The organism is Bradyrhizobium sp. I1.14.4 (assembly GCF_050435825.1).
Taxonomy (GTDB): domain Bacteria; phylum Pseudomonadota; class Alphaproteobacteria; order Rhizobiales; family Xanthobacteraceae; genus Bradyrhizobium.
Genome location: NZ_JBNDLA010000003.1, coordinates 84,416 through 110,892, shown reverse-complemented (window position 1 = coordinate 110,892; position 26,477 = coordinate 84,416). Strand labels below are relative to the sequence as shown.

28 protein-coding genes and 1 pseudogene are annotated in these 26,477 nt (G+C 63.6%); 11 read left to right on the top strand and 18 right to left on the bottom strand.

Annotated features, from left to right (window positions below):
- Window positions 1-107: 107 nt before the first annotated feature.
- Genes ABIB78_RS07650 through ABIB78_RS07640 form a run of 3 tightly spaced genes read right to left on the bottom strand, consistent with a single transcriptional unit; the run spans window position 108 to window position 2,546 of the window.
- Entirely contained in the window at window positions 108-836 is a 729-nt protein-coding gene (locus tag ABIB78_RS07650) for an ABC transporter ATP-binding protein (RefSeq protein ID WP_429023254.1), read from the bottom strand.
- Window positions 826-1,563 carry an ABC transporter permease gene (locus ABIB78_RS07645; RefSeq protein ID WP_429023252.1) on the bottom strand — a complete coding sequence of 246 codons (738 nt, stop codon included), beginning with the start codon at window positions 1,561-1,563 and terminating at the stop codon, window positions 826-828. The genes ABIB78_RS07650 and ABIB78_RS07645 overlap by 11 nt, the downstream gene beginning before the upstream one ends.
- Before the next feature lie 2 nt (window positions 1,564-1,565).
- Window positions 1,566-2,546: an ABC transporter substrate-binding protein gene (locus ABIB78_RS07640; RefSeq protein ID WP_429023250.1), complete on the bottom strand. Its 981-nt coding sequence runs from the start codon at window positions 2,544-2,546 to the stop codon at window positions 1,566-1,568.
- A 101-nt stretch (window positions 2,547-2,647) separates the two neighbouring features.
- Here ABIB78_RS07640 and ABIB78_RS07635 point away from each other — a divergent pair, with 101 nt between their 5' ends.
- Window positions 2,648-2,989 (top strand): hypothetical protein, encoded by a 342-nt coding sequence (locus tag ABIB78_RS07635; protein WP_429023249.1) that lies wholly within the window; start codon window positions 2,648-2,650, stop codon window positions 2,987-2,989.
- 122 nt (window positions 2,990-3,111) lie between these two features.
- On the opposite strand, the gene ABIB78_RS07630 is transcribed toward ABIB78_RS07635, so the two are convergent.
- Both ABIB78_RS07630 and ABIB78_RS07625 read right to left on the bottom strand, forming a co-directional pair.
- Entirely contained in the window at window positions 3,112-3,936 is an 825-nt protein-coding gene (locus tag ABIB78_RS07630) for a quinoprotein dehydrogenase-associated SoxYZ-like carrier (RefSeq protein WP_429023247.1), read from the bottom strand.
- 43 nt (window positions 3,937-3,979) lie between these two features.
- On the bottom strand, window positions 3,980-4,906 hold the full coding sequence (locus ABIB78_RS07625; protein ID WP_429023244.1) for a quinoprotein relay system zinc metallohydrolase 2: 927 nt from the start codon (window positions 4,904-4,906) through the stop codon (window positions 3,980-3,982).
- Between the two features lie 167 nt (window positions 4,907-5,073).
- Between ABIB78_RS07625 and ABIB78_RS07620 the strand changes: the two genes are divergently transcribed.
- Both ABIB78_RS07620 and ABIB78_RS07615 read left to right on the top strand, forming a co-directional pair.
- A complete protein-coding gene (locus ABIB78_RS07620) occupies window positions 5,074-5,955 on the top strand; it encodes a substrate-binding domain-containing protein (protein ID WP_429023242.1) in 882 nt (293 codons plus the stop codon).
- A complete protein-coding gene (locus ABIB78_RS07615) occupies window positions 5,952-6,506 on the top strand; it encodes a PQQ-dependent catabolism-associated CXXCW motif protein (protein WP_429023240.1) in 555 nt (184 codons plus the stop codon). The genes ABIB78_RS07620 and ABIB78_RS07615 overlap by 4 nt, the downstream gene beginning before the upstream one ends.
- Window positions 6,507-6,528: 22 nt before the next feature.
- Here ABIB78_RS07615 and ABIB78_RS07610 read toward each other — a convergent pair whose 3' ends face one another.
- The 6 genes from ABIB78_RS07610 to ABIB78_RS07585 all read right to left on the bottom strand — a co-directional run bounded on the left by ABIB78_RS07610 (window position 6,529) and on the right by ABIB78_RS07585 (window position 11,396).
- Complete coding sequence (locus ABIB78_RS07610; protein ID WP_429023238.1) at window positions 6,529-6,825, bottom strand: copper-binding protein; 297 nt, start codon at window positions 6,823-6,825, stop codon at window positions 6,529-6,531.
- 129 nt (window positions 6,826-6,954) lie between these two features.
- Window positions 6,955-7,572, bottom strand: coding sequence for a hypothetical protein (locus tag ABIB78_RS07605; protein ID WP_429023236.1), 618 nt, complete (start codon window positions 7,570-7,572; stop codon window positions 6,955-6,957).
- On the bottom strand, window positions 7,569-8,417 hold the full coding sequence (locus tag ABIB78_RS07600; RefSeq protein ID WP_429023234.1) for an ABC transporter permease: 849 nt from the start codon (window positions 8,415-8,417) through the stop codon (window positions 7,569-7,571). Before ABIB78_RS07600 ends, ABIB78_RS07605 begins: the two co-directional genes overlap by 4 nt.
- Window positions 8,414-9,235 carry an ABC transporter ATP-binding protein gene (locus tag ABIB78_RS07595; protein ID WP_429023232.1) on the bottom strand — a complete coding sequence of 274 codons (822 nt, stop codon included), beginning with the start codon at window positions 9,233-9,235 and terminating at the stop codon, window positions 8,414-8,416. Before ABIB78_RS07595 ends, ABIB78_RS07600 begins: the two co-directional genes overlap by 4 nt.
- On the bottom strand, window positions 9,232-10,209 hold the full coding sequence (locus ABIB78_RS07590) for a YVTN family beta-propeller repeat protein (protein ID WP_429023230.1): 978 nt from the start codon (window positions 10,207-10,209) through the stop codon (window positions 9,232-9,234). The genes ABIB78_RS07595 and ABIB78_RS07590 overlap by 4 nt, the downstream gene beginning before the upstream one ends.
- A gap of 5 nt (window positions 10,210-10,214) precedes the next feature.
- Complete coding sequence (locus tag ABIB78_RS07585) at window positions 10,215-11,396, bottom strand: ABC transporter substrate-binding protein (RefSeq protein WP_429023228.1); 1,182 nt, start codon at window positions 11,394-11,396, stop codon at window positions 10,215-10,217.
- 197 nt (window positions 11,397-11,593) lie between these two features.
- Here ABIB78_RS07585 and ABIB78_RS07580 point away from each other — a divergent pair.
- Window positions 11,594-12,062: pseudogene (locus ABIB78_RS07580) on the top strand (DUF3280 domain-containing protein).
- Between the two features lie 149 nt (window positions 12,063-12,211).
- On the opposite strand, the gene fghA reads toward ABIB78_RS07580, so the two are convergent.
- Together fghA and ABIB78_RS07570 are read right to left on the bottom strand one after the other, a co-directional pair.
- Window positions 12,212-13,051 (bottom strand): S-formylglutathione hydrolase, encoded by an 840-nt coding sequence (gene fghA, locus ABIB78_RS07575; RefSeq protein WP_429023226.1) that lies wholly within the window; start codon window positions 13,049-13,051, stop codon window positions 12,212-12,214.
- A gap of 30 nt (window positions 13,052-13,081) precedes the next feature.
- Window positions 13,082-13,702 carry a response regulator transcription factor gene (locus ABIB78_RS07570; RefSeq protein WP_244067425.1) on the bottom strand — a complete coding sequence of 207 codons (621 nt, stop codon included), beginning with the start codon at window positions 13,700-13,702 and terminating at the stop codon, window positions 13,082-13,084.
- A 182-nt stretch (window positions 13,703-13,884) separates the two neighbouring features.
- Here ABIB78_RS07570 and ABIB78_RS07565 point away from each other — a divergent pair, with 182 nt between their 5' ends.
- Window positions 13,885-15,237 (top strand): histidine kinase, encoded by a 1,353-nt coding sequence (locus ABIB78_RS07565; RefSeq protein WP_429023224.1) that lies wholly within the window; start codon window positions 13,885-13,887, stop codon window positions 15,235-15,237.
- On the opposite strand, the gene ABIB78_RS07560 is transcribed toward ABIB78_RS07565, so the two are convergent.
- Window positions 15,234-15,668: a YkvA family protein gene (locus tag ABIB78_RS07560; protein WP_429023222.1), complete on the bottom strand. Its 435-nt coding sequence runs from the start codon at window positions 15,666-15,668 to the stop codon at window positions 15,234-15,236. The genes ABIB78_RS07565 and ABIB78_RS07560 overlap by 4 nt on opposite strands.
- A 30-nt stretch (window positions 15,669-15,698) precedes the next feature.
- Window positions 15,699-16,673 carry a helix-turn-helix domain-containing protein gene (locus ABIB78_RS07555; RefSeq protein WP_429023221.1) on the bottom strand — a complete coding sequence of 325 codons (975 nt, stop codon included), beginning with the start codon at window positions 16,671-16,673 and terminating at the stop codon, window positions 15,699-15,701.
- Window positions 16,674-17,094: 421 nt separating this feature from the next.
- Between ABIB78_RS07555 and xoxF5 the strand changes: the two genes are divergently transcribed.
- The 6 genes from xoxF5 (at window position 17,095) to ABIB78_RS07525 (ending at window position 23,580) form a co-directional block, all read left to right on the top strand.
- Window positions 17,095-18,897 carry a lanthanide-dependent methanol dehydrogenase XoxF5 gene (gene xoxF5, locus ABIB78_RS07550; protein WP_429023219.1) on the top strand — a complete coding sequence of 601 codons (1,803 nt, stop codon included), beginning with the start codon at window positions 17,095-17,097 and terminating at the stop codon, window positions 18,895-18,897.
- A gap of 124 nt (window positions 18,898-19,021) precedes the next feature.
- Complete coding sequence (locus ABIB78_RS07545; protein WP_429024031.1) at window positions 19,022-19,498, top strand: c-type cytochrome, methanol metabolism-related; 477 nt, start codon at window positions 19,022-19,024, stop codon at window positions 19,496-19,498.
- Window positions 19,499-19,548: 50 nt separating this feature from the next.
- Entirely contained in the window at window positions 19,549-20,658 is a 1,110-nt protein-coding gene (locus ABIB78_RS07540; protein ID WP_429023216.1) for an S-(hydroxymethyl)glutathione dehydrogenase/class III alcohol dehydrogenase, read from the top strand.
- Window positions 20,659-20,691: 33 nt separating this feature from the next.
- The gene (gene gfa, locus ABIB78_RS07535; protein ID WP_429023214.1) at window positions 20,692-21,255 is read left to right on the top strand and encodes an S-(hydroxymethyl)glutathione synthase; all 564 of its coding nucleotides are present in this window, start codon (window positions 20,692-20,694) and stop codon (window positions 21,253-21,255) included.
- Between the two features lie 154 nt (window positions 21,256-21,409).
- On the top strand, window positions 21,410-22,363 hold the full coding sequence (locus ABIB78_RS07530; protein WP_429023211.1) for a hypothetical protein: 954 nt from the start codon (window positions 21,410-21,412) through the stop codon (window positions 22,361-22,363).
- A gap of 74 nt (window positions 22,364-22,437) precedes the next feature.
- Window positions 22,438-23,580, top strand: coding sequence for an epoxide hydrolase family protein (locus ABIB78_RS07525; protein WP_429023209.1), 1,143 nt, complete (start codon window positions 22,438-22,440; stop codon window positions 23,578-23,580).
- 74 nt (window positions 23,581-23,654) lie between these two features.
- On the opposite strand, the gene ABIB78_RS07520 is transcribed toward ABIB78_RS07525, so the two are convergent.
- From ABIB78_RS07520 to ABIB78_RS07510, 3 genes are read right to left on the bottom strand one after another with little or no spacing between them, the layout of a single operon-like run.
- Complete coding sequence (locus tag ABIB78_RS07520; protein WP_429023207.1) at window positions 23,655-24,665, bottom strand: ABC transporter ATP-binding protein; 1,011 nt, start codon at window positions 24,663-24,665, stop codon at window positions 23,655-23,657.
- Window positions 24,658-25,638, bottom strand: a complete 981-nt coding sequence (locus tag ABIB78_RS07515; RefSeq protein WP_429023205.1) for an ABC transporter ATP-binding protein — start codon at window positions 25,636-25,638, stop codon at window positions 24,658-24,660. Before ABIB78_RS07515 ends, ABIB78_RS07520 begins: the two co-directional genes overlap by 8 nt.
- A complete protein-coding gene (locus tag ABIB78_RS07510) occupies window positions 25,635-26,456 on the bottom strand; it encodes an ABC transporter permease (RefSeq protein WP_429023202.1) in 822 nt (273 codons plus the stop codon). The genes ABIB78_RS07515 and ABIB78_RS07510 overlap by 4 nt, the downstream gene beginning before the upstream one ends.
- Between the last annotated feature and the right edge of the window lie 21 nt (window positions 26,457-26,477).

The following is a 26,477-nucleotide window of genomic DNA, read 5'->3' as shown; positions in this document are numbered from 1 at the left end:
TGCGCGAGCGCCGTACCCGCGACAAGTGCAAGGCCGAGCGTTACGGTTCGGATCGTCCGTTTCACGGTCAACTCCGCCGACAGCCTAGCACGCACCGCAAGGATCGCCTATGAGGCGTCCCGCTCGCCAGGTTCGCCGTTGGTTCGCCGCACGATGCCTGCCTTTATCGCCGCGATCTCGGCGTCGCCGCGCGCGCTGCGGGGCGCGGCGATGGTTTCGACGTGAAGGATTCGGGCCGGCCGCGGCGACAGGAAGAACAGGCGGTCGCCGAGGCGGACCGCGTCGTCGAGATCGTGGGTGACCAGGAGCGTCATCATCTTCCGGCTGGCCACCAGCGTGGCGACCTGGTCGCGTAGCCGCCCGGCAAGTGCGCTGTCGAGCGATGCCAGCGGTTCGTCGAGGATCAGGAAATCCGGCTCGATGGCGAAGGCGCGGGCGAGCGCGACGCGGCGGGCGAGGCCGAGCGACAGCTCCCCGGGAAAATGGTTGCGGTGCACGCTCAACTCGAGCACCTCGAACAGCGCCGACAGGGTGCCGTCGTCGATATGCGGCGCGGCCAGCCGCACGTTCTCCTCGACCGTGCGCCAGGGCAACAGCCGAGGCTCTTGGAACACCATGCCAAGGCGCATGCCTGATGATCGCGTGACATGGCCCCGGTAGTTGCCGTCGAGCCCGGCGAGAATCCGGAGCAGGGTGCTCTTGCCGCAGCCCGACGGGCCGAACAGCACGCCAACTTCGCCGGCGTTCAACGTGAAGGTGACGTTGTCGAGCACGTCGTGACGCTTCCCGGCCGCGCTCTCGAAACTCTTGCCTGTGATATTGACCTCAAGCTGCACGGAGCCGCCACCGCGTTAGCCTGGTTTCAAACGGCTGCACCAGGGCCGTCTCGATGACGAGCACGACACCCGCAAAGCTCAGCGAGTAGGCGAGCAGCAAGGGGATGTCGAACAGCTGGAAGGCGACGCCGATCTCGAAGCCGACACCGTTCGGCCGACCGAGATATTCGGCGACCAGCACGATCTTCCAGACCAGCGAGAGCCCGGAGCGCGCCGCGGCCGCAATATAGGGCGCAAGCTGCGGCAGGATCACATGGCGGAAGGCGCGGCCGCGCGGAATGGCAAACGCCGTCGCCATCTCGTCGAGTGCGGGGTCGAGCGCGCGGGCACCCTCGCGCAGGGTGACCACGGCGGTCGGCAGCTTGTTGATGGCGATGGCCGCGATCGCGGCGACCTCGGTCAGCCCGGCCCAGATATAGGCCAACACGATGACGACCAGCGCCGGCAGGTTGAGCAGCAGGATCAGCCAGGGGTCGCCAAGACGATTGGCGAGCGAGACGCGGCCCATCAGATAGCCGATCGCCGAGCCGAGCGCCATCGCAAGGGTGAAGGCCAGCGCGACACGCGCCAGCGTTGCGCCGAGATTGACGAACAACGCCCCCGATCGCGCCTCGGCGACGAGGACCGACAGCACCGCCGGCGGAGCCGGCAGCTTCGCGTCGCCGATCACGAGCGAGGCAATCCACCAGGTCGCGATGAACAGCGTGAATGACAGGAGGCGCAGCACTGCTAGTCTCCCGGGATCGCTTGATAGAACGTGCCGGGATTGAGCTCGGTTGCGGCGCCGACCAGGTCGCGGCCGCCGAGCTGCGCCAACACCCGGTAGAGCACGCGCGCGTCCGCTTCTTCGTCAGCGATCGGACGGCGCGGGATGCCTTCGCGGTAGCGGTCGCGATAAGCATGCAGCGTCGCCGCATCCTGCGCACCGGTCAGCGGCGCAATCGTGTCCCATTCAGCATCCGAGGATGCGAGGATGTCCTTGGCGGCGCGCGTCACCGCGATGAAGCGGGCCACCAGATCCTTGTTGGCGTTGGCCCACGCCTCGTCGAACACGTACCCGATCATCGCGATGCGGCCCTTGCTGCCGAGCTTCTGCAGGATCTCCTCCATGCCGGCAAGGCGGCGAAAGCCCTTGGCCTCGAGCGCGGCACAGAAATTCCAGTAGTTGAGCGTCGCGTCCATCTCGCCGCCGAGGGTCTTGGCGGCCAACAGCGGCGGTGCGCCATAGACGATGGTCGATTGCGACTTCAGGTCGACGCCGTCCTGCTTCAATGCGGCCTGCAGCAGCAGCCAGCTCTTGTCGATCGGTCCGCCGGCAATGGCGAGCTTGCGCCCCTTGAGATCGGAAAGCGTCCTCATCGGCGACGAGGCAGGGACCATCACGGCCCCCAGCGCGCTCGAATAGGGATAAAACTGCAGCTTGGCGCCGAGCGAGCGCTCACGCGACACCCAGGGCCAATCAGACACCATGATGTCAGCCCCGCCGGAGCGCAGCGCGATCTTGCCGGCCTCGGGGCTGGCGAGCTCGACAACGTCGATCGACAGATTGGCCTTCTTGTCGAGTCCATGGGAGCGGATGACGGCCAGTTCCCAGGTCAGCGTTCCGGTCTTCTGCGCTGCAACGCGGATGGTCTCCGCGGTGCACGAGGTGCCGAACTGCATGACCGCCAGAACTGCCGCAGCCAACACCGTGCGTACAGAGATGATCATCGTTTCTTGAGCCACTTCCCCGAATGTTTTCTTTTCTGATCAACATCCATAGCATAGCTTGCGGGAAGAGAAGAGGAAGCAGGACCATGGCAGGAGCCGGCATGCTACGACCGATTGTCGCCGTCTTGGTGCTCGCCGGGACGGCCATCAGCGTGCGGGCCCAGGAGATCAACGACTATCCGACCTCGGCGCGGGCGGAATATGTGTTCGGCTGCATGAAGGCCAACGGCGAATCCCGGCAGTCGATCGAGCAATGTTCCTGCTCGATTGACGTCGTCGCCTCGATCATTCCCTATGATCGCTACGTTACCGCCGAGACCGTGCTGAGCATGGCGCAGGTGCGCGGCAATCTGGGCGGCCAGTTCCGCTCGTCCGAGCAGGCAGCGAATGCGCTCAACGACCTCAGGCGCGCCCAGGCCGAAGCCGAAGTCAGGTGCTTCTAGATGATCCGGAAAAGTTCGAAGCGGCTTTCCGAAGAGATCATGCTCAAACAAAGAGCTGAAGCGCGCTGACGATTCGACCTTATCTCATCGCGCTTTGGCGTCTGTCGTGAGAGCGCGAGGCGTCAAGTCCCGGGATCCTCGACCTTCCATTCGTGCTCGAAGACGTGTCCTTCGGTGTCCTTGGCTTCGGCACGGAAGCGCTTTGCGCCATTCGAGACGTAGGTGAAGCGGATATTGGGATCCTCGGAGATCGAGATACCTCCCTCGATCGCCAGCACCGGACTGTCGTCCTGCCAGATGTGCAGCTCGTTGACGAAGAAGGCCGGGATATAGAGCTGCGTGACCTGGTCCATCTGCAGGCCTGAATTATTCGGATGCCCGATCATGATCTGGGCTTCCCGCGTGCGGGTCGCAGGTCCCTGTTCGGACTTTGCGAATTGCCGGTAGCGCATCTGGCCGAGCCGGTTCTTCGCTTCCTCGACATTTTTTCCGGCCGGCGCCGAGCAGCCGCCGGATGCCTTGACATAGACTTTGCTCACATAGAGCTTGCCGTCGCTGAGCTCTGCGACGGCGTGCACATTGGTGTAGTTGTTGATGCGGACGCGGGTCGAAATCTCGGTGACGTTGGCGTCAGGCCCCAGCGTGAATTTCGCCGCCATCGGCGCCGGGTTCTCGTCGATGACAAGCGTGATCCTGTTGATGCGTCGACCGTCGCTGGGCGAAAGCTTGCTGCGCAGCGTCACCGGAACGATCGCGGCGTCTTCCGCGCGCACCGGCATCTCGATGCCGATGATACCGTCGCCGTCATTCATCGGACGGTTGCTGAAGATGTCCTGGACGAGGCCAGGCCAGGGATCATAGGTCTCGGCTGCAGGCGCAGCTGGTGAGCCCAGCGCGATCGTGAGGAGGCTGGTGATGCAAAGCAGGCGGACGCGATGTCCAGTCATGTTCGCGAAATCCTATGCAGCCGCCTCATTATAGGACCAACAGCTACTCCCATTCAATTTCCGAAAATGCTGCAGTTGCGTTGCGGGCGTTGTAATCGTCGAACAATTGCCAGCGCGGGCGCTCGGCGGCCGCGGCATGCTCTGCCGCGGCCGTGATCGGCTTGCCGCTTGCGACCAGCGCGCGGACGTCCGCGGCAAGCGTCTCAAGATAACGCCGTTCCTCGCCAAGCGCTGCGGGCCATGCGCTCACGGGTCCGTGACCGGGAACCACGCGCTCGGCGGGAATCGCCGCGAGGTCGTCCAGCGTGCGCAGCCAGCCCTTGAGGCTGCCGTCGACCACGGGAATATGCTCGAGGAACACCATATCGCCCGCGAACAGCGTCCCGGTGCGTTCATCGAAGACCGTGAGATCGCTGTCGCTGTGGGCGGGTGGCCAGGCCTTCAGGGTGAGAGCCCGTCCGCCGAGGTCGAGCTTCAGCGTGTCCGCGACCAGCACGGTCGGGGGGACGATCTTCACCTCGTCGATCAACGTGTCGCCCATGGTGCGGCGAAATCCGTCGAGATAGAATTGCCCACGCGCGGCCAGCGCACGGGGCAGGGTCTTGTGGCCGACGAAGCTGGTCCCGTCGCCGACGAAAGCCGCGTTGCCGAAGCTGTGGTCCGGGTGCGCGTGGGTGTTGATCACGTAGCGGATCGGCTTGTCGCTATGGCTGCGGACCGCTGCGAGCAACTGCCGGCCTTCGCGGACGCTGCCGCCGGTGTCGATGACGGCAACAGCACTGTCGCCAACCACGAACCCCACATTGGCGATGGCGCCTTCGTTCTCGCGCGTCATCAATGCGGTGACCCCGGTGTGAACGAATATTCCGGGGGCGACTTCGCTCACAGGCAATTCCACCTCTTGCGCCCGCGCTATGGTCGGCGCCCAAAGCACCAGGAGCAGCGCAAGCACCGAACCGCCATGAGCCATGTTTCCGCCTCAGTTTCTCCGGGACGCGAGATCGATGTCGTCGCGCTCCAGTTTGCGCTGCAGCAAGCAACACGGCGCGGTCGCGATCATTATTGCTGTTGCACGTCATGGTGCGCCGGGCAATTGCCGGATGGCGGCGATCGATCCGATCAAGAGGAGACCGCGTAATGAGAATTGTCGGACATCGTCCTATTCTGCTCGCGCTTGTCGGCTTCGTCGCCTGTTTCGCCGGCCGCGACATCGCGCGCGCGCAGGTCAATGACCAGGGCGAACTCTCCATCGAGCTGGTCGATCCCAGGGTGCTGCGCATCTGCGCCGATCCGCGCAACCTGCCGTTCTCGAACGACAAGGGTGAGGGTTTTGAAAACAAGATCGGCGAGCTGCTGGCGGGGAAGCTGCAAAAGAAACTCGACTACATGTTCTTTCCGCAGGCGACCGGCTTCGTGCGAATGACGCTCGGCTCGCATCGCTGTGACGTGATCATGGGCTTTCCGCAAGGCGATGACCTCGCGCAGGGTACCAATCCATATTACCGCACGGCCTACGCGATCGTCGCCAAGCCGGGCAGTGGACTTGATGAGGTCGCGACGCTCGAGGATGAGCGGCTCAAGGGCAAGCATATCGGCATTGTGGCGGGAACGCCGCCCGCGACCAACATGGCCTTGAACGGCCTGATGACGAATGCGAAGCCTTATCCGCTGATGATCGATACGCGCTACGATTCCTCGGCCGAGGCGATGATGAACGACCTCGAAAAGGGCGAGATCGACGCCGGCATCCTGTGGGGGCCGATGGCCGGCTTTTATGCCAAGAAGGCAAACCCGCCGCTGCACATCACGGCGCTGGTCAAGGAGACCACGGGACCGAAGCTGGTCTATCGCATCGGAATGGGCGTGCGGGCGTCCGACCAGAACTGGAAGCGGCAGCTCAACCGCCTGATCCAGGAGAGCCAGCCGGAGATCAACAAGATACTGCTCGATTACGGCGTTCCGCTGCTCGACGAGAACGACCGCCCGATCGGGCCGGAGACCGCGACCAAGTCGCCATGATCAGGCTCGCGGCCATGCTGGCGGCGATACTCGTCGCCGCTTCGCCTGTCCGCGCGCAAGACCAGCCCGCGGAGCCCGAGGGCTATCGCACCGAGGATTATCGCGCGCCGGTGCCGACAACGCTTGCCGGCGCACGCGTGCTCACGACCGCGGAGGCAGAAGCGATCTGGCGCGACAGGTCCGGCGCCTTCGTCGACGTGCTGCCGCGCGCGCCCAAGCCGAATCTGCCCGCCGGAACCGTGTGGCGCGAGCGGCCGCATCTCAATATTCCCGGCAGCATCTGGCTGCCCGACACCGGCTACGGCAAGCTCGCCGCATCGACGGAGGACTATCTGCGCCGCGGCCTGGCCCGCGCATCCGGAGACAACAAAGCGAAATTGCTCGTGGTCTATTGCCAGGAGAATTGCTGGATGTCGTGGAACGCGGCCAAGCGCGTGCTCTCCTACGGCCACCGCAACGTGGCGTGGTATCCGGATGGAACCGACGGGTGGGGGCGCGCCAAATTGCCGCTGGCGGATGCGGAGCCTGAGCCGCGCGAGGGGGAGCAATGAGCCCCTCCGGCGCCCTTGCGTGCTACTTCTCCTTGTCGAGTTTGTCGATGGTCTTGCCCCCGTCGCTGTCCGACGCGGTGAACGTCACCTTGTCACCGGCGTGGAAGGCTTCGAGCGACTGTCCCTTGGGCACTTTGTATTCCTGTATAGCGCCGCCGGCCGCGCCCACCGTGCCGCTTTGCGTCTGCTGGATCGAGATGGTACTGCGCAGTCGGTCAATCTTGGTGACCATTCCCGACATGGATTGCTGGGCCAAAGCCGCTGAGGTGATCAGGCTCGCAGCGCCGAGGCTGGTCATGACGATCTTGGCTGCTCTCATCAAGGTCTCCCAACTTTAGATATAGTTGGAGACAACGAGCGGGGAGCGCAATTGGTTCCGGACCAGCGCGGCCCGAGAGACACATTAAGGGGGCGCGCTAACGATCGCTGGCTCGATCGGTCGCGGGCCTCAATCCAGCTCCTGCTGGATTGTGCGTCCCAGTGCGAACAGCCGCTGATCGATGGCGGTCGGCACCTCGCAGACGAACTTCACCACGCGCCCGCGGTCCTCGAATATCCGCGTCTCCCAGACCAGCTGATTGCCGAGTTCATCGACCTTGGCCTGGTCCGGCGGCGTGGCGTCCTGCAGCGCCTGCAATGCGAGCGTATCGGCGCGGATCTTTTCCGCGGCCTCGCGCTGCTTGCGCATCACGCGCTCCAGCCCGCTCATGACCGAGGCGCGCTGCCCGTTGAGCGTATCGAACAGGCCCGCAAACAGCAGTTTTCCTGCATTGGCCTTGTCGGCCGTGGCGGCCGACAGGAACTCGGTGATTTCTTTCTGCGCGTCCTCGAGCGGAACGCGGCGCGCTGCAAGCTTGGTCGCAAGTGCGCTGATCTTCGGATCGTCCTTCCATTTGGTTTCGGCATCGCCGAGTGGCGGTCCGGCCCAGACCGCGGCGAGCGAGATCTCCGGCACCTTGGCCTGTGCGCAGGGCCAGTCCGGGTAACGCGGGTCCGCGCCTGATGCGCCCTGGTTCGACAGAACCATCGCGAGCAGCCCGACCAGTCCTAGTCGCCACCCCGTCATGCTTCGCCTCCGCCGGGTCCGCGGCGCACCAGGCCGCGCGATGGATCGTAAGCCAGGATCGCACCGATCATGAACACCACCGTGCAGCCGCCGACCACCGCGAGCGAAACCCAGTTCATCTTGCCATACAGCGCAAACCGGATCAGCTCCACCGCGTGCGTAAACGGATTGCACTGGCAGACATAATACAGAATCGGGCTGCCTTCCTGCACGCGCCAGAGCGGGTAGAGGGCCGACGATGCAAAGAACATTGGGAAGATGACAAAGTTCATCACGCCGGCGAAATTTTCGAGCTGCTTGATGCTGGCCGAGATCAGCATGCCCAATGCGCCAAGCATCAGACCCGACAGCACCAGCGCCGGAAGCACGGTGAGGTAGCCGATCGTCGGCGGCGTGATGTCCCAGAACCACGCAATCAGAAGGAAGGCGTAAACCTGCAGCAGCGAAACCGCCGTGCCGGCGAGCAGCTTGCAGAACAAGAGATAGCCGCGCGGCAGCGGGCTGACGAGCAGCGTGCGCATGTTGCCCATCTCGCGGTCATAGACCATCGACAGCGAGGATTGCATGCCGTTGAACAGCTGGATCATCGCCATCAGGCCGGGCGCAATATAGACCTCGTAGAGGATGTAGGTCTCATAGGGCGGGATGATCGAGATGCCGAGCACCTGACGAAAGCCGGCCGCGAAGATGAACAGCCAGACCAGCGGCCTTACCAGCGCCGAGACGAAGCGCTCGCGCTGGTGCAGGAAGCGCAGCGCCTCCCGCCACACGATGCCGTTCAGGCAGACGATGTAGTCCGACAGCGAGAAGCCGCTTCGCTCAGGCGTGACCGTCGTGCTGCTCATGTTGGCGGCTTCCCGGTGAGGGTTGCCGTTCCGGTCAGGCGCATGAACGCGGTGTTGACGTCCTGGGCGCCGGCCTCGGCGATCACGCGCGTCATCGGGCCGTGTGCCAGCATCCGGCCTTGATGCAGGACGACGAGATCGTCGCCCGGCATGATCTCGTCGAACAGATGCGTCGCCCAGAGCACGCCGATGCCCTGTTCGGTGACGAGCTGCCGGACGTGGTCGAGAATATCGGCGCGCGCCTTGACGTCGAGTCCGACCGTGGCCTCGTCGAGCAGCAACAGCCGGGGACGGTGCAGCAGCGCGCGGGCGATCTCGAGCCGGCGCATCTGGCCGCCCGAGAGATCGCGCACCTTGCTGCCGGCGCGGTCGGCAAGGCCGATGCGGCCGAGCACCTCGGCGCTGCGCAGCCGGGCCTCGCGCCGCGAGATGCCGTGCAGCGCGGCGTGATAGAGCAGGTTCTGGGTCAGCGAGAGATCGAGATCGAGCGTTCGCGGCTGGAACACGACGCCCATCAGCCGCAGCGCTTCACCCGGCGTCCGGCTGATATCGTGGCCGAAGATCTTGATCTGGCCGTTCTGGATGCCGAACAGCCGCGTCACCAGCGAGAACAATGTGCTCTTGCCGGCGCCATTGAGGCCCAGCAATGCAGTGAAGCTCGCCGGTGCGACCGTGAAATTGACGTCGATCAATGCGCGGCGCGGACCGTAGCTGTGGCTGACATTGCCGATCGACAGCGCAGGCTGCACGCCAGTGGCTGCTCCGGGGCCTGCGTCCGGCGAGGGCTGGCTCGCGATATGGGCGTCGGTTGCGGTCATGGCTGCGCGATCGTGATCCCCCAGGGCAATTCGCCGACCTGAATGGTCTTGGTCACCTTCTGGGCCGCGACGTCGATCACCGAAACATCGTTGGAGACGCCGTTGGTGACCATCAGATATTTTTCGTCCGGGGTGAAGTCCATGTGCCAGACCCGCTGGCCGACCAACAGATATTTGAGGACCTTGTGGGTCGCGCCATCGACCACCGCGACGCGGTTGGCGGGGCCGAGCGCAACGAATGCGGTCTTGCCGTCCTTGGTCATGCCGATGCCGACGGGCTGGATCGCCTCATTCCGCAGGCCTGGAATTTCGAAGGTGATCTTGCCGGTCACCTCGCGCTTGACCGGATCGATGATCGACACCGTGCCGCCGATCTCGGAGGAGACCCACAATTCGGAGCCGTCGCGCTTGAACTGGGCGAAGCGCGGCCGCGAATCGACCAGCACGTTGGCGACGATCTGGCGCGTCGTCGTGTCGATGAAATGCGCCATGTTAGTGGTCTCGGACGTGTTGATCAGGATCTTGCCGTCCGGGCTAATCGTCATGCCCTCAGGCTCGACACCGACCTGGATGTCGCCGATCCGGGCGCGCTTCCCGAGATCGATCACGGTGACCGTGTTGTCGTTCTCATTGGCGACATACATGGTCTTGCCGGCGGCATCCTGGGTGAACAATTCGGGGTCGGGCCCGGAGGGCAGGGTATCGACGATCTCCTGGGTCTTGCTGTCGATCACCTGGATCGTATCGTCGTCGCCGACTGCGACCATCACGAACCTGCCGTCGCGCGAGAACTCGATGCCGCGCGGTCGCTGGCCGACCTTGATGGTTTTGGTCACCGTCCAGCTATCGGTGTCGATGACTGTGACGGTGTTGCCCTTCTCGTTGGAGACGTAGGCAACGAAGGCGGACGCCGGGGTCGCGGCAAGCCAAATCAGCATCCCGGTCAACAGACAGCGGCGCCACATACGTTTCATCTCCCTCACTGCAGCTTGCACTTCGTTTCGGGTCGGTCAACACCGAGGGTGTCGAGTTCGGAGACCTGATGCAGAAAACCTTCCTGCGGCGAGACCGAAACGACCATACGACCATCGGCCAGCAGGATCGGCTGGCGGAGCTGCAGATTCCAGTTTCGCAGGGTCAACCGCGTGCCCTTGAAGGCGGCGATCGAGAAATCCGGACCCTTGAGAAAGGCGACGACCTTCCTGGGATCCCCCGAATTGGTCCGCGATGTGGCTTCGCCGATCATGCGCGCAGCCGTCCAGGCCTGCATATCGAGCGCCGTCATGCGGCGCATGTTCAGCTTGACGAAGCGGTTCTGGATCTGGACGGCGCCCCATTGGTCATGCGCCGCGTCCCAGCTGGTCGGCACCAGGCCGGCGGAGCCGGCTACGGGCCGCGGGTCCCAGGTCCGGTAAGGCAGATAGTTCGCGAACACCTCGCTCTCGTCGGCGGCGACGAGCACGTCGTAAGCCGGCGCCTGCTGCGTGAACACCGGCATCTGGCGCTGGATTAGCGTCACGCCGCTGTCGGTGCGGCGCGCGCCGCCGGTGTCCTCGAATGTCCGTTCCTGGACGATCTTGGCGCCGAAACGCGTGGCGGCGCGGCGCAACGCATCGGCGTAGAGCTTGTCCTGATCATGCGAGCCAGTCACCAGCAGCCAGCGCTTCCACTGCTTCCACACCAGATACTGGCCAAGCGCGTCGGCCAGCATCGAGCGGGTCGGCGCGATATGGATGACATTGGTGCGGCAGTCCTGCTCGCGGAGCCGATCGTCGATCGCGCCGGCGTTCAGCAGCACGGTGCCGCGGTCGCGCAGCGCGTCGGCGACCTTGAGCAGGGCATCGGCGGGCAGGTCGGTGATGATATAGTCGTTATGGCCGGCTAGATCGGCCGCGACCTTGGCGACATCGTCGCTGTCCCTGACCTTGACCTCGTCGAGCACGAAGCGCTGGTTGAGGAATTTCCCGGTCGTATTGTTGTCCTCGATTGCAAGGCGGGCGCCGGCGATGCCATCATTGTCGGCCGGTTGTTCGACCAGTGAGAGCGTCGATTTGACGCCGGCATGGCCGAGATAGCCGATATGGATCTCGACGGGATCAGCCGCCAGCGCTCCGGTAGCCATCATGCTGAGCGCGATCGTGCCGATCAGCCATCGGAACATAACTCCTCCCGCAGTCTTTCTTCACTCGGCATGGCATTGTCGAAAAGCGGCTTCGCTTTTCTGGGCCATGCGTTGACGTGCAAGATGACCGAATTGGCCTAGCTTGCAACCCCGCTTTTTGTCGTTGCGAGGTTACAAATTTCGATTGGTTCACAATCATGAGAACAGCGTTTGCTTTCGTCGTATCTTTGCTGGTGATGTCTGCGGCGGCGCGCGCCGAGCCGCCCAAGCTCGCGGTGTTCGACCTCGAGATGATCGACACCAGCCTGCAAGGAGAGGTGAACGGGCCGCGGACCGACGAGCAGGCACGGCTGCTCCGGACCGGCGATCAGGTGCGCAAGGAGCTCGCGGACTCGGGCAAGTTCCGGGTGCTCGATATCGCGCCTGTCAATGCTGCGGCGCAATCTTCAGGCTTGTGGCGGATGCGATGTAAAACTGGCCGGCGAGCTACGTGCTGACCTCGCGATGACAGGCGTGGTGCAGAAGGTCTCCAACCTCATCCTCAACACCAATCTCTATCTGCGCGACGTGCATACCGGGCAATTGGTGGCAGCAGTGAGCGCCGACATGCGCGGCAACACCGACGAATCCTGGTCGCGTGCCACCGACTACCTCGTGCGCAACCGCCTGCTCGCGCCGAACTACGGCGCGCCGCAATTGCGATAGCTGCGCGTACCAATGTAGTTCCGTCATCCTGAGGAGCGCGCTTTTGCGCGCGTCTCGAAGGATCGACGGCCACCAGCCGGACCGTGCATCCTTCGAGACGCGCTAAGCGCTCAGGATGACGGTGATGGACTGGCCTTCCTAAGCGATGCTCACGCCTTCAGCCGCGCGGCATGCCAGCGCAGATGATCGGCCATGAAGGTCGAGATGAAGTAATAGCTGTGGTCGTAGCCGGGCTGGCGCCGCAAGGTGAGGGGGATGTTGGCTTTCTCGCATGCGGCCTTCAGGAGCTCGGGCCGCAGCTGTTCGGTGAGAAATCCGTCGGCATCGCCGTAATCGACAAGCAGATCGGAAAAGCGCGCGCCGTCCTCGATCAGCGCGACCGCATCGTGCTTGCGCCATGCCTGCTTGTTGCTGCCGAGATAGCCGCCAAGCGCCTTGTTACCCCACGGCACCTGCGACGGTGCCGCGATCGGCGCAAACGCGCTCGCCGCGCGATAACGGTCGGGATATCGCAACGCCACCGTCAGCGCGCCATGGCCGCCCATGGAGTGACCGAGGATCGATTGCCGCGTCGTATCAACCGGGAATTGCTCGGCGATCAGCTTTGGCAATTCCTCGGTGACGTAGCTCCACATCCGGTAGTTTTTCGAGAACGGCTGCTCCGTCGCATCGACATAGAAGCCCGCGCCGAGGCCAAAATCGTATGAATTGGCGGGATCGCCGGGGACGCCTTCGCCGCGCGGGCTGGTGTCGGGCGCGACGAAGATCAGGCCAAGCTCGGCGCATGCCTGGCGGAATTCACCTTTCTCGGTGACGTTGGCGTGCGTGCAGGTCAGGCCCGACAGATAGGTGACAACAGGCAATTTGGCGCCGGCGGCATGATCCGGGACGAACACCGAGAAGGTCATATCGGTCTTGGTTTCGCGGCTTGGATGCCGGTATACGCCTTGCGTGCCGTCATGCGACTTGTTCTGGGAAACCGTCTGCATTGTCGTATTCCTCTGTGTTGGAGCGCGACGTCAGGCGACGCCGCTCTCGATCGCCAGGCGCACGAGCTCTGCCGAGGTGCGCACGCCAAGCTTCTGGCGCATGATCGATGACGTGTTCGCGACCGTCTTGTATGACGAATGCACCAGCCAGGCGATCTCCGACAGGCTCTTGCCGGAACTGAGCAGGCGCAGGATCTCCATCTCGCGCGAGGTCAGCCTGGAAAGCGGATTTTGTGCAAAGCCCGGCCGCGCAAAGGCGACGTTGCGAGCGATCGCGGGCGGCAGATAGACGCCGCCATTGCCGACTTCGCGCACCGCCTCCACCAGATCGTTGGGATCGCCGGTCTTTGAGACGTAGCCCTTGGCGCCGATATCGATGGCGCGGGCAGCGAACACCGGGTCATCGTTCATGCTGAACATGATGAGACGCGCGGATGCATCGCGCGTCAGGATACGGCGAGCCAGCTCGAAACCGGAGACGGTCGGCAGGTTGATGTCGATCACGCAGAGATCGGGCTTTTCCGCGACGAACGCGCGTTCACCGCTTTCGGCATCCGCCGCTTCGAGCAGGGTAATCTCGGGATCGTCGGCGAACACGGTGCGACAACCGGAGGCGACGATGGGATGATCATCAACGATCAGAATGCGCATGGTGTTGTTCCGGCAGCCTGCTTCGATTCACTCGTCATCACATCGGTTTGCACCAGGGCCATGTCGGTTCCGACCGGTTGTGCGCCTCGCGCGAGATTGCGATAGGCTGCGATTAGATAGCCGGGCAAACTTGGCTGTCAACGATCCTCTCGAAGGAGGGATCGCGGGTCGGGGGCAACGTCATGTGGCAAAAGCTATCCTTGCGCGCACGGATCAACCTGTTGCTGGCGCTGATGTTGGCGCTGGGACTGGGCATCAATATTGCGCGGCTCGTGCTGGAAGCGGGGCCGCGTGTGCAGGCCGAGGACCAGAGCGTCATCCGGCTGGCGCGCGAATTTGTTACGACGATCGTGGCCGGTCTCGATGAAGCGCCGGATCCCGATGCGCGGCTCGATCAGATCGTCCAGGATTTGAGCCGGCTTCGTCATGTCAGCATCACGCGGCAGGACGGCGCGACCGCAAAATCGGCCGAGCGCGCCGGCGATCGGGCCCCGCCGGAGTGGTTCATCGCGCTCGTGCATCCCGAGCAGACCTCGGTGCGGGTGCCGATCTCGGTTCACGGCAAGGCGCAATCGCTCGTCGTCACCTCGCATCCCGACGACGAAATCGCCGAGATCTGGGATGGCATCGTCACACAGCTCGAGGTCGGCTCCGCGATCGCGGTCGCGCTGCTTCTGGTCACTATGTTGGTGGTCGGCCGCGCGCTGGCGCCGCTGGAGGCGCTGTCGAAGGCCATGACCGGTATCGAGGCCGGGGATTACGATGCGCGCGTCGAGCCCGGCGGATCGCCTGAACTGGCCGCGATCTGTGCCAAACTGAACCATCTGGCCGCGACGCTCGGGGAGGCCGTAGACAGCAAGCGGCAGCTGGCCGAGCGCGCGGTCTCACTGCAGGATTCCGAACGCAAGGAGATCGCGCGCGAATTGCACGACGAGTTCGGGCCTTATCTGTTTGCGCTGCGTGCGCATGCCGGCGCGCTGACGCGGCTGTCGGAGGTCGAAACGCCCGATCCCTCTGCGCTGCGCAAGCATGGCAACGCCATCCTCGAGCAGGTCAACGCGCTGCAGCAATTCACCCGCCGGATCCTGGAGCGATTACGGCCGGTGGGATTGGCCGAACTCGGGCTTGCGGAAGCGCTCGGCGCGTTGGTGCGGCTGTGGAGCGAGTCGCACCCGGAGGTGGAGATCGAGAGCAGCATATCGGAGGCGCTCGGCGACACCGGCGAGATGGCCGATCTGACGATCTATCGCATCGTCCAGGAAGCGCTCACCAATGTATTCCGCCACGCCGGCGCGACGGCGGTCGATATTTCGATTGAACCGGCGGAGGGGCTGACCGGCCTGCGCGGGAGCCGCGGCTGCGCGCTGGTGAGAGTCCGCGACAACGGCCGCGGCCTGCTCAGGGATCACCGGCTCGGGCGCGGTTTGACCGGCATGCAGGAGCGAATCCTCGCGCTCGGAGGCACGCTCAACATCAACTCCAGCGATGATGGCGTGACGGTCGAGGCGCTTGTGCCAAAGGCAGCGCGGGCCTAGGGCGTGGCCCGCGGCCAGTATGCCAACGCAGCCCATGTCAGCGCGACCGCGCCGGCGATCCAGAGTGCGATAATGGCGATCATTCCGGCCCGGCTGGTCGGACGTTGCAATACGGCGCTGGCCTTGGCACGGCATTCCGCCATCACCTCGGCTGGAATGAGCGCGATCGCAAGCCGGATGCCAAGCGGTAGCAGGATCAGATCATCGAGATAGCCTATGACAGGGATGAAATCAGGAATCAGATCGATGGGGGACAGCGCATAGGCCGCGATGGCGACGGCAAGCGCCTTGGCGTACCACGGCACGCGCGGGTCACGCGATGCGAGATAGAGCGCAACGCTGTCTCGCTTGAGGTTGCGCGCCCAATCTTTGATTGAGGACAGCTTGATTGAGGAGATTTTGATTGAGGAGAGTTTGAAGCCGGACAGCATGGCGCGGCGCCTGCACGCCAGACGGAAACGCTATTCCAGCACCACGTCCACCGGCATGCCGCCGTGCAGACCCTTGTGGACGGAGGAGGGCGCGATGCCAAAATACTTCCGGAATACGCGGCTGAAATGCGAAGAGCTCGAGAAGCCCCAGGAGAATGCGACATCTGTGATGGTCTTGCCGTTCTGGGACTCCAACTCCTGCCGGCAGTTCTGCAGCCGGGCCTTCCAGATGTAGTCGCTGACCGTCATGCCGCGATCGCTGAACAGCATGTGCAGGTAGCGCTTCGAGCAGCCGAGCGCTGCGGAAATGCGGTCGATGCAGAGATCGGGATCGCGCAGATGCTCGCGGATGAAGCCCTGGGCCCGCACGTAGGTCGCCTCGGCGCTGCCGCGGTCGAACATGGCGCCGGTTTCGCGCAGCGGCAGCAGCAGCAGGTCGATCAGCGCATCGGCGACGCCGACCGCGTTGACCGGGGTCAGCGTCGGTGCCTCGCCGAACGCGGCATGGACGAAATCATAGGCGATGCGGCCGGTGCCGTTGCGCGCCGACAGCTTGCACGGCGCCATCTTGGAGAGCTGGAAGCCGCGCTCCTTGAGCAGGTCCTTTGGCACGATGACGACCTCGTGACGCGTCAGGGACGGGCTGATGATCGTGTGCGGACACGACACATCGTAGGCGAAGCAGTCGCCCGGCATGATGTCGAAGTGCAGACCGTCCTGTTCGAAATGCGAGACGCCGTGGGTCTGGAACACGATCTTGATGTAGGGGTGCTCGCTCAGCTTGATGCGCGAGACGGTATGGGCGATGCGATGCTGGCTTGCCTCGATCTGGCACAGCTTCAACCGCGACACCGTCGTGAAATTGATCCGGCCTTCGAGCGAGGATCCTTCCAGCGCGTCGACGTCGAACTGACCGCAGAGGTCAGTGAGCGCGTCCGACCAGCGCTGGATCTGCCGTTTCGGCGTCAATCCGTTTGTGCTGAGTGAATGGACTGTATCGGACATCTTTCCAGCCACCGATTCGATCCCCAACGTGACTGCCAACCGAGCTAGATCTGGCTCGGGATGATACGCCTTCTCCCTGATTCTGAATGGCTTAGGGAGGCGGCGGGATTTCTTCCCGGTTAATGTCGGGTGATCCTCCGACTTAGTTCTGGGCTCGTCAAGCGCTACCTTGGCACGCATAAATCTGGCGCTCGAATTGCGCCGGCTGCGATTGATGCCCTGCAACATGAAGCAGCCTTTCCTGCCAATTCGGGCCATGGCTTGCAAAAATCCGACAAAGCTTCGCTGCTGAGCAAACGGCTCTTCGCTTCTGGGCAAGTCAGCAGGGTTTGATGGGACTACGACTGGGACACCAAAATGGAAGAAGTGGGGCCGTTTCGGCGGAAACCCTTGAGCTCTTGAACCTGGGAGGAAAACCACGATGCGCAAGTTGCTTTACGCGACCGGTCTTGGGGCAATGGCGGTATTTGCCGTCGGAGCGGCCAATGCCAATGATGAACTCCACAAGATGGCGCAGAACCCGAAAGACTGGGTGATGCCGACCGGCGACTACACCAATCAGCGCTATTCGAAGCTGAATCAGATCAACGCCTCGAATGTCGGAAAGTTGCAGGTAGCCTGGACGTTTTCGACTGGCGTGCTGCGCGGCCACGAAGGCGGCCCGCTGATCATCGGCAATATGATGTACGTGCACACCCCGTTCCCGAACAAGGTCTACGCTATTGACCTTTCGCAGGACAACAAGATCGTCTGGAAGTACGAGCCGAAGCAGGATCCGAACGTCATTCCGGTGATGTGCTGCGACACGGTCAATCGTGGCGTCGCCTATGGTGACGGCAAGATCTTCCTGCACCAGGCCGACACCACGCTGGTCGCGCTCGATGCCAAGACCGGCAAGGTGGAATGGACCGTGAAGAACGGCGATCCGAGCAAGGGCTCGACCGGCACCTCCGCACCGATGGTGATCAAGGACAAGGTCCTGATCGGCATCTCCGGCGGCGAGTTCGGCGTTCAGGCTCACATGAGCGCCTACGACATCAAGACCGGCAAGCTGGTCTGGCGTGGATACTCGGAAGGTCCGGATGACCAGATCCTGGTCGACGACAAGACCACCGAGCTCGGCAAGCCGGTCGGCAAGGAGTCGAGCCTGAAGACCTGGCAAGGCGATCAGTGGAAGATCGGCGGCGGCGCGACCTGGGGCTGGATCTCCTACGATCCGGAGCTGAACCTCGTGTATTACGGGTCGGGCAACCCCTCGACCTGGAATCCGAAGCAGCGTCCCGGCGACAACAAGTGGTCGATGACGATCTGGGCGCGTAACCCGGATACCGGCGTCGCCAAGTGGGTCTACCAGATGACGCCCCATGACGAATGGGACTATGACGGCATCAACGAGATGATCCTTTCGGATCAGTCGATCGATGGCAAGGCGCGCAAGCTGCTGACCCACTTCGATCGTAACGGTCTCGGCTACACCCTCGATCGCGCCACCGGCGAACTCCTGGTCGCCGAGAAGTATGATCCGAAGGTGAACTGGACCTCCGGCGTCGACATGAACAAGAGCTCACCGACCTATGGTCGTCCGAAGGTTCTTGACGCGGCGTCGACCGACAAGGCCGGCGAGGACCACAACGTCAAGGGCATCTGCCCGGCGGCGCTTGGTTCGAAGGACGAGCAGCCGGCAGCCTACTCGCCGGACACGCAACTGTTCTACGTGCCGACCAACCACGTCTGCATGGACTACGAGCCGTTCAAGGTGAGCTACACCGCAGGTCAGCCCTATGTAGGCGCGACGCTGTCGATGTATCCGCCTCCCGGTGAAACCAACATGGGCAACTTCATCGCCTGGGACGGCAAGACCGGCAAGATCGTGTGGTCGAACAAGGAGCAGTTCTCGGTCTGGTCGGGTGCACTCGCGACCGCCGGCGGCGTGGTGTTCTACGGCACGCTGGAAGGCTACCTGAAGGCTGTCGACGCCAAGACGGGCAAGGAGCTCTACAAGTTCAAGACCCCGTCCGGCATCATCGGCAACGTCACGACCTATGAGAATGGCGGCAAGCAGTACGTTGCGGTTCTGTCGGGTGTCGGCGGTTGGGCAGGCATCGGCCTCGCGGCCGGTCTGACTGATCCGACGGCCGGTCTCGGTGCAGTCGGTGGCTATGCCGCGCTGAGCAACTACACCGCGCTCGGTGGAACGCTCACCGTGTTCGCGCTGCCGCAGTGAGCTGAGCAACCCTCGTTCCGGCGCATGGGGCGATCTCCATGCGCCGGTCCGTCTTCAATCCGCACGCGAGGATATGCTTTTGCGTAAGATCTGGTTTGTGACTGCTGCGATCTTCGTCGTGGCAATGGGGGGAGTTGCCTCCGCCGAGGACGTAGGTGATCCAACCGCCGTCAAATCCGAAGACGGCAAGTATCTCGACAAGGATGGAAACCCGACGTTCAAGGTTGCGCCCGATGGTGCGGTGGACTGGTACACCTACTCCGGCTACCGCCGCTATCATTCGGAGTGCCACGTCTGCCACGGACCCGATGGCATGGGCTCGACCTACGCGCCGGCGTTGAAGGATTCGCTGAAGACCATGAGCTATCCCGACTTCATGGGTGTGGTCGCGAGCGGGCGCAAGAACGTGTCTACGTCGCAGGAAAACGTGATGCCGGCGTTCGGCGATAACCCGAACGTTGCCTGCTACATGGACGACCTCTATGTGTACCTGCGCGCCCGCGCCAACGACGCGGTTGGGCGTGTTCGACCGGCCAAGCACGAAGACAAATCGGAAGCCTACGGCAAGGCGGAAGACGCCTGCATGGGCAACAAGAACTGAGCGTGTCCGGTGCGAATGAGAAACCTGTTTGAAGTTTTGTGGAGACCAAGATGAAGACCCGCGCCGCAGTCGCATTCGAAGCAAAGAAGCCGCTTGAGATCGTCGAGCTAGATCTGGAAGGCCCCAAGGCCGGCGAGGTCCTTGTCGAGATCAAGGCGACGGGTATCTGTCACACGGATGCCTACACGCTCGACGGCTTCGACAGCGAAGGAATCTTCCCCTCGATCCTCGGCCACGAAGGTGCGGGCATCGTTCGCGAGGTCGGCGCCGGCGTGACGTCTGTGAAGCCGGGCGATCATGTGATCCCGCTCTACACGCCCGAATGCAGGCAATGCAAAAGCTGCCTGAGCCAGAAGACCAATCTCTGCACCGCGATCCGCGCCACCCAGGGCAAGGGCGTGATGCCCGACGGCACCTCGCGCTTCAGCTACAAGGGCAAGACGGTCTTCCACTATATGGGCTGCTCGACCTTCTCGAACTTCACCGTGCTGCCTGAGATCGCGGTTGCGAAGATTCGCGAGGACGCGCCGTTCGACAAGAGCTGCTACATCGGCTGCGGCGTCACCACCGGCGTCGGTGCGGTCGTCAACACGGCCAAAGTGACGCCGGGCTCCAACGTCGTCGTGTTCGGCCTCGGCGGCATCGGCCTCAACGTGATCCAGGGCGCCAGGATGGTCGGCGCCGACAAGATCATCGGTGTCGATATCAACGATTCCAAGGACAATTGGGGCCGCCAGTTCGGCATGACGCATTTCGTCAACCCGACCAAGGTGAGCGGCGATATCGTCCAGCACCTGGTTGGCCTGACCGACGGCGGCGCCGACTACACCTTCGACTGCACCGGCAACACCAACGTGATGCGTCAGGCGCTGGAAGCCTGCCACCGCGGCTGGGGTGTCTCGGTCGTGATCGGCGTCGCGGAATCCGGCAAGGAGATCGCGACGCGTCCGTTCCAGCTCGTCACCGGACGCGTCTGGAAGGGCACCGCCTTCGGCGGCGCGCGCGGCCGCACCGACGTGCCGAAGATCGTCGACTGGTACATGAACGGAAAGATCCAGATCGATCCGATGATCACCCACCTGCTGAAGCTCGACGAGATCAACAAGGGCTTCGACCTGATGCACGAGGGCAAGTCGATCCGTTCGGTCGTCGTATTCTGAAATCAAAACACCAAGCACTAGGAGGATAGACCAATGACTGTTCATATCCACCCGTCGGTCGACAATGGCGTCAAGCAAGGCTCCGGCAGTTTCGCCGGCGGCACGCTCGTCTGCAAATGCGCGGACAAGCCAGTCAAGGTCGGGGTCAAGGGCGACGTTGCCCACAACCACGCCTGCGGCTGCACCAAGTGCTGGAAGCCGTCGGGCGCCACCTTCTCGGTGGTCGCGGTGGTTCCGCGCGAGAACGTCACCGTGCTGGAGAACGGCGACAAGCTGAAGATCGTCGATGCCGCGGCGGTGATCCAGCGTCACGCCTGCACGGGATGCGGCACCCACATGTACGGCCGGATCGAGAACAAGGGCCACCCGTTCTATGGCCTCGACTTCATCCATCCCGAGCTGTTCCAGGAGTCCGGCTCAGCAGCGCCCGGATTTGCCGCCTTCGTGTCGTCGGTGATCGAGTCCGGCGTCAAGCCGGCCGATATGGCCGGGATCAGGTCGCGGCTGAAGGAGCTTGGGCTCGAGCCCTATGACTGCCTGTCGCCGCCGCTGATGGACGCGATCGCTACTCATGTTGCGCAGTCCAAAGCGGCCTGACCAAGGCAGCCGGACAAGGGCGGCCTGACGACAGTGGCGGCCTGACCGGCTCAGCCCTGAGAGATCCTGCGCCGGCAGAGGGCCTGCCGGCGACGGATATGCTGGTAGTACCCGTGACCTTGAACCTTGCATGCCCTGAGGGCGACCACAGGGCATGCATTTTATCATCCGCCTTGCCATCGTTATTTCCCCGATCCTGGTCCTCTCGCACGCCCACGCGGCTTCGCCGGAAGATCGCTACCTTGCCGCACGTGACGCTGCGATCGCCAGATTCGCCAAGCAGGAAAAGGACGGCAAGGTCGGCGAGGCCATCGACAAGGCTGAGGCAGACGCGCGCGACGAACTCAAGAGGCAGCTGACCGCGATCCTGTCACAGCCGGCGCGGCCGGGCTTTGCTCCCGCCCAGCTCAATCTCGACACTCTATATAAAGGCGATATGGGGTTCGGCATGCTGGACGGTCTGCGATTTGATGCCGACCCCGGCTGGGATGGCGCCAAGATCGGCGACAACCGCGCCGACGGGAGCTTCGTCGAGCCGAAAGCCCATATCATCGTCACCACCGAAGCCCTGTTCACGCACTGGCTGCACGAACACAAGACATGGTGGGACAAGGGCAGCAAGAATGTGCCGCAGCAGGTCGATGCAGCGCTGAAGTTCGAGGGCCTCTACACCCAGGCGATTTCGACCGATGCCGCGGTGGTCAATTTCAACGACCTGCCGGTCGTTAGGCCCGCGTCCGCCATCCTGACCTACGGCTTCCTCGCCGGCCGCACCCAGGATTCGTTCCCTGACAAGGCCGACGAGGTGTTCGTTGCGGCGCTCGCCGGGGGCAAGATGTACGTCGCCTATGGCGAGATCGAGCCGGCCGTGCAGGTGCCGGCCTGCACCGAGATCCGTGCCGACTACACCAAGAAGGCCGCCGCCGCGGCCGAGAAGTTCGAGCGCAAGCAGATCACCAGGACGGCGTATGACAAGCTCGGCGACTTGCGCCAGCAGGGCGAGGACGCATTCAAGCGCTGCTTCACCGAGCGCGCGCCGCAACAGCCGGCATTCACCGAGGCCACCAGGCAGGCCCAGGCGTTGCTTGAGGCGGCGATCGGCAGGTAGCGCCGTATCGCGTTTGATCGGCGAGCTGCGCGCGCCTATCTTGCCCGGGAAGGTCTGCATCCCGGGGAGACGCCATGAATACCGCCATCAGCCCGTTTCGCATCGCTGTCAATGACGATGTCCTCGAGGATCTGCGTATCCGGCTGCGCCGGACCCGCTGGCCGGAGGCCGAGTTGGTCGACGACTGGAGCCAGGGCGCGCCGCTGAAATGGATCAAGGACGTCTGCCACCATTGGGCCGAGACGTATGATTGGCGGCAGCGCGAGGCGAAGCTCAACCGCTTCAACCAGTTCACGACCGAAATCGACGGGCTCGACATTCACTTCATTCATGTCCGCTCGCGACATCCGGAGGCGAGGCCGTTGATCATCACCCATGGCTGGCTGGGATCGGTGGTCGAATTCCACAAGGTGATCGAACCGCTGACCGATCCGACGGCGCATGGCGGCAGCGCCGCCGATGCCTTCCATGTGGTGTGTCCGTCACTGCCGGGTTTCGGCTTCTCGGCCAAGCCAGCCGCGACAGGCTGGGGCGTCGATCGGATCGCCAAGGCCTGGGCGGTCCTGATGCAGCGGCTCGGCTACACCAGCTATTTCGCGCAAGGCGGCGACTGGGGCTCCGCGGTCACCACCGCGATCGGCGGGCAGGACGCAGCTCACTGCGCCGGCATTCATATTACGCTTGCAATGTCGACCCGGCCCAATGTCGACGGCCAGCCGACGCCGGAGGAGACGAGGGCACTCAACGGCATCAAATACTATGCCGACTGGGATTCCGGCTATTCCAAGCAGCAGTCCACCCGGCCGCAGACGCTCGGCTATGGCCTGACGGATTCGCCGAGCGGGCAGGCGGCCTGGATCCTGGAAAAGTTCTGGGCCTGGACCGACTGCGACGGGCATCCGGAGAACATCCTCAGCCGTGACGAGCTGCTGGACAATGTCATGCTGTACTGGGTCACCGCGACGGCTGCATCGTCGGCGCGGCTCTACTGGGAGAGCTTTGGGCCTGGCAAACGAACCCCGCACAAGGTGAGCGTGCCGACCGGCGTTGCCGTCTTCCCCAGGGAGATCGTCACGCCGGTCCGCAAATGGATGGAGACGAGCTTCACCAACATCCAGCACTGGAGCGAGATGCCGAAGGGCGGACATTTCTCCGCGTTCGAACAGCCCGAGCTGTTCGTCGGCGAGGTGCGCAAGTTCTTCGGGAAGCTGCGCTAGAGCATGATCCGGAAAAGTGCGAAGCGGTTTTCCGAAAAGATCATGCTTAGACAACAAGCTAGCGCGCGAAGAGGTCAGGTCGCCTGACCGGCAATTTCGTCAGCTCGCCAGCACCGGACCGCGTGCCCGTCCGGACGCGTTTCAAGCGAAGGCCCGGGCTGGCGATGACACCTCGCTTCGGCGTAACGACAGCGCGGACTGAATGCGCATCCGTCCGGCGGATCGAGGGGATTGGGAAGCTCGCCCTTGGTCGTCGCGAGCGGTGCGCGGCGTAGCGGATCGGGAATGGCGGCGATGAGGGTTTGCGTATACGGGTGTGCCGGCCGTTCGAAGATTTCGTGCCAGCCGCCTGTCTCCACAATGCGGCCGAGATACATCACCGCGACCCTGTCGCTCATGTGCTCGACCACGCCGAGGTCGTGGCTGATCATGATGTAGGAGAGGCCCAGACTTTCCTTCAGTTCCAGCAGCAGATTGATGACCTGGGCACGGATCGAGACATCGAGCGCCGATACCGGTTCGTCGCAGATGACGATCTTTGGATTGAGAATCAGCGCGCGGGCGATGCCGATGCGCTGGCGCTGGCCGCCCGAGAATTCATGCGGGTAGCGGCCGGCCTGTTCGGGCCGCAGGCCGACGTGCCTGAGCATCGCCGCGACGCGACCGTCGATTTCGCTTTGGGCCGTCACACCATGCAGGCGCAGCGGGTCTTCAAGCGTGCGGCGAACGGTCTGGCGTGGATTGAGCGAGGCGTAGGGATCCTGAAATACCATCTGGGCGATACGGGCCAATCGCTTGCGATCGACCGATCGCCGGTCCGTCACGACGTGCCCGTCCAGCACGATTCTGCCTCGCGTCGGCGTCAGGAGCCCAAGCAGCGAAAGTGCGACGGTCGACTTGCCGCAGCCGGATTCGCCGACGAGACCGAGGCACTCGCCGCGCTTGAGCTCGAGATCGATGCCGTCGACCGCGCGCAGCAGCCGACGGCCGCCCCCCAGCAGGCCGCCGCCGAATGGAAAATGAACCGCGAGATCCTTCACGCTGAGGATGACTTCGTCGCCGGGCCTCACCGCGGGTTCAAGCATGATGGTGGCACCTGACTAGGCCGCCAGCACCGAGCCATGTCGTCTCCGGTACGGTGGTCCTGCAGATCTCGGTCGCCCGCGCGCAACGCGGATTGAAGCGGCAACCGCTTGGAAAGTCCGCGATCGCCGGTACGACGCCGGCGATTTCCCTGAGCCGCGACCGGCCAAGTGCCGCGCGACTCCCGAGCCGCGGCAGCGAATCGACCAGGCCTTGCGTGTAGGGATGCGCGCAGGCGCGGAAGATGTCATCCGAGCGGCGTTGCTCGACAATGCGACCGGCATACATGACGCCGACGCGGCGGCAGACGTTGGCAACCAGGCCCAGATCGTGGCTGATCATCAAGATCGCCGTGCCTCTCTCGGCGCACAGATTGCGCATCAGCTCGATGATTTCCGCCTGTACGGTTACGTCGAGCGCGGTGGTCGGCTCGTCGGCGATCAGAAGATCCGGGTCGCACGCCATCGCGATGGCGATCATCACGCGCTGGCGCATGCCGCCCGAAAGCTGGTGCGGGTAATCCTTCACCCGCCGCTCCGGCGCGGGGACGCGGACGTTCGCCAGCGCCTCGACGGCCAGCTGGTTCGCCTGGCGCCAGCTCTTGCCCTTGTGCAGCACAAACATTTCCGCGATCTGCCGACCAACCGGCGAGACCGGATTGAGCGCCGTCATCGGCTCCTGGAAGATCATGGCGATGCGGTTGCCGCGCAGCGTGCGTTGCTCGGTCGCGGAAAGTCCCTGAATCTCGCGGCCCTCGAGGCGTATGGCGCCGGCCGCGATCGAGAGCGGCCGGCGCAACAGGCCGATCAGGGCGAGAGCCGTGATACTTTTGCCGCAGCCGGACTCGCCGACAAGGCCGAATGTCTCGCCACGATCGATGCGGAATGAAATACCCTCGACCGCCGCAACACGGGTGGCGCCGTCGTCGAGATCGATGCGCAAGTCCTCGACTTCGATCAGCGGAGCAGCCGTCATGCGCGTCGGCTCCGCGACTGGGGATCGAGAACGTCACGCAATCCGTCGCCAAGCAGATTGAGGCCGAGCACCGTCAGGAATATGGCGAGGCCCGGGAAGACCGACAGCCATGGCGCCGTGGTGATCTGGTCGCGGGCCTCCGACAGCATGCTGCCCCAGCTTGGATAGGGTGGACGGATGCCGAGGCCGAGGAACGAAAGTGAAGCTTCGGCCAGTACCGCGCCGCCCATGCCCAGCGTGCCGATGACAATGATGGGGCCTACCATATTCGGCAGCAGCTGCGTGATCATGATGCGCAAGTCTCCATAGCCGAGCACTCTTGCAGCCTGCACATAGCCTTGGCTCTTGAGCGATAGCGTCGAGGCCCGTGCGATCCGGCAGGTGAAGGACCAGTTGGTCAATCCGAGCGCGATCAGGAGGCTCGTTAGGCCGGGTCCAAGCACTGCCATGATGGCGAGTGCGAAGATCAGCGAGGGGATCGCGAGCATGAGGTTGGTCAGCCCGTTGACGAAATCGTCCCACCAGCCGCCCCAATAGCCTGCGGTCAAGCCCAGCGTCACGCCGATGACGCTATTGACGAGCTGCGAGACGATGCCGACCGTCAGCGAGATGCGTGCGCCGTGCACGACGCGGGAATAGATATCGCGGCCCTGCGCATCGGTGCCGAACCACCAGATCCAGCTCGGCGGTTCTTCCGCATTCATGAGGTTGGCGCCCATGACTGGATCCGTATGGGCCAGCCAGGGCGCGAACAGGCCGACGAAGATCGCAAGCGCGAACAGCACTCCGCCGATGATCGCGCTGGTTCCAAGCTTCATCGCGGCCGCTCCGCCGTGACA

Excerpts from the sequence above, each read along its gene's own strand:
- ABIB78_RS07640 (WP_429023250.1), bottom strand. The coding sequence starts at position 2,546 with ATGATCATCTCTGTACGCACGGTGTTGGCTGCGGCAGTTCTGGCGGTC.
- ABIB78_RS07635 (WP_429023249.1), top strand. The coding sequence starts at position 2,648 with ATGCTACGACCGATTGTCGCCGTCTTGGTGCTCGCCGGGACGGCCATC.
- ABIB78_RS07630 (WP_429023247.1), bottom strand. The coding sequence starts at position 3,936 with ATGACTGGACATCGCGTCCGCCTGCTTTGCATCACCAGCCTCCTCACG.
- ABIB78_RS07625 (WP_429023244.1), bottom strand. The coding sequence starts at position 4,906 with ATGGCTCATGGCGGTTCGGTGCTTGCGCTGCTCCTGGTGCTTTGGGCG.
- ABIB78_RS07620 (WP_429023242.1), top strand. The coding sequence starts at position 5,074 with ATGAGAATTGTCGGACATCGTCCTATTCTGCTCGCGCTTGTCGGCTTC.
- ABIB78_RS07615 (WP_429023240.1), top strand. The coding sequence starts at position 5,952 with ATGATCAGGCTCGCGGCCATGCTGGCGGCGATACTCGTCGCCGCTTCG.
- ABIB78_RS07610 (WP_429023238.1), bottom strand. The coding sequence starts at position 6,825 with ATGAGAGCAGCCAAGATCGTCATGACCAGCCTCGGCGCTGCGAGCCTG.
- ABIB78_RS07605 (WP_429023236.1), bottom strand. The coding sequence starts at position 7,572 with ATGACGGGGTGGCGACTAGGACTGGTCGGGCTGCTCGCGATGGTTCTG.
- ABIB78_RS07600 (WP_429023234.1), bottom strand. The coding sequence starts at position 8,417 with ATGAGCAGCACGACGGTCACGCCTGAGCGAAGCGGCTTCTCGCTGTCG.
- ABIB78_RS07595 (WP_429023232.1), bottom strand. The coding sequence starts at position 9,235 with ATGACCGCAACCGACGCCCATATCGCGAGCCAGCCCTCGCCGGACGCA.
- ABIB78_RS07590 (WP_429023230.1), bottom strand. The coding sequence starts at position 10,209 with ATGAAACGTATGTGGCGCCGCTGTCTGTTGACCGGGATGCTGATTTGG.
- ABIB78_RS07585 (WP_429023228.1), bottom strand. The coding sequence starts at position 11,396 with ATGTTCCGATGGCTGATCGGCACGATCGCGCTCAGCATGATGGCTACC.
- fghA (WP_429023226.1), bottom strand. The coding sequence starts at position 13,051 with ATGCAGACGGTTTCCCAGAACAAGTCGCATGACGGCACGCAAGGCGTA.
- ABIB78_RS07570 (WP_244067425.1), bottom strand. The coding sequence starts at position 13,702 with ATGCGCATTCTGATCGTTGATGATCATCCCATCGTCGCCTCCGGTTGT.
- ABIB78_RS07565 (WP_429023224.1), top strand. The coding sequence starts at position 13,885 with ATGTGGCAAAAGCTATCCTTGCGCGCACGGATCAACCTGTTGCTGGCG.
- ABIB78_RS07560 (WP_429023222.1), bottom strand. The coding sequence starts at position 15,668 with ATGCTGTCCGGCTTCAAACTCTCCTCAATCAAAATCTCCTCAATCAAG.
- ABIB78_RS07555 (WP_429023221.1), bottom strand. The coding sequence starts at position 16,673 with ATGTCCGATACAGTCCATTCACTCAGCACAAACGGATTGACGCCGAAA.
- xoxF5 (WP_429023219.1), top strand. The coding sequence starts at position 17,095 with ATGCGCAAGTTGCTTTACGCGACCGGTCTTGGGGCAATGGCGGTATTT.
- ABIB78_RS07545 (WP_429024031.1), top strand. The coding sequence starts at position 19,022 with ATGGGGGGAGTTGCCTCCGCCGAGGACGTAGGTGATCCAACCGCCGTC.
- ABIB78_RS07540 (WP_429023216.1), top strand. The coding sequence starts at position 19,549 with ATGAAGACCCGCGCCGCAGTCGCATTCGAAGCAAAGAAGCCGCTTGAG.
- gfa (WP_429023214.1), top strand. The coding sequence starts at position 20,692 with ATGACTGTTCATATCCACCCGTCGGTCGACAATGGCGTCAAGCAAGGC.
- ABIB78_RS07530 (WP_429023211.1), top strand. The coding sequence starts at position 21,410 with ATGCATTTTATCATCCGCCTTGCCATCGTTATTTCCCCGATCCTGGTC.
- ABIB78_RS07525 (WP_429023209.1), top strand. The coding sequence starts at position 22,438 with ATGAATACCGCCATCAGCCCGTTTCGCATCGCTGTCAATGACGATGTC.
- ABIB78_RS07520 (WP_429023207.1), bottom strand. The coding sequence starts at position 24,665 with ATGCTTGAACCCGCGGTGAGGCCCGGCGACGAAGTCATCCTCAGCGTG.
- ABIB78_RS07515 (WP_429023205.1), bottom strand. The coding sequence starts at position 25,638 with ATGACGGCTGCTCCGCTGATCGAAGTCGAGGACTTGCGCATCGATCTC.
- ABIB78_RS07510 (WP_429023202.1), bottom strand. The coding sequence starts at position 26,456 with ATGAAGCTTGGAACCAGCGCGATCATCGGCGGAGTGCTGTTCGCGCTT.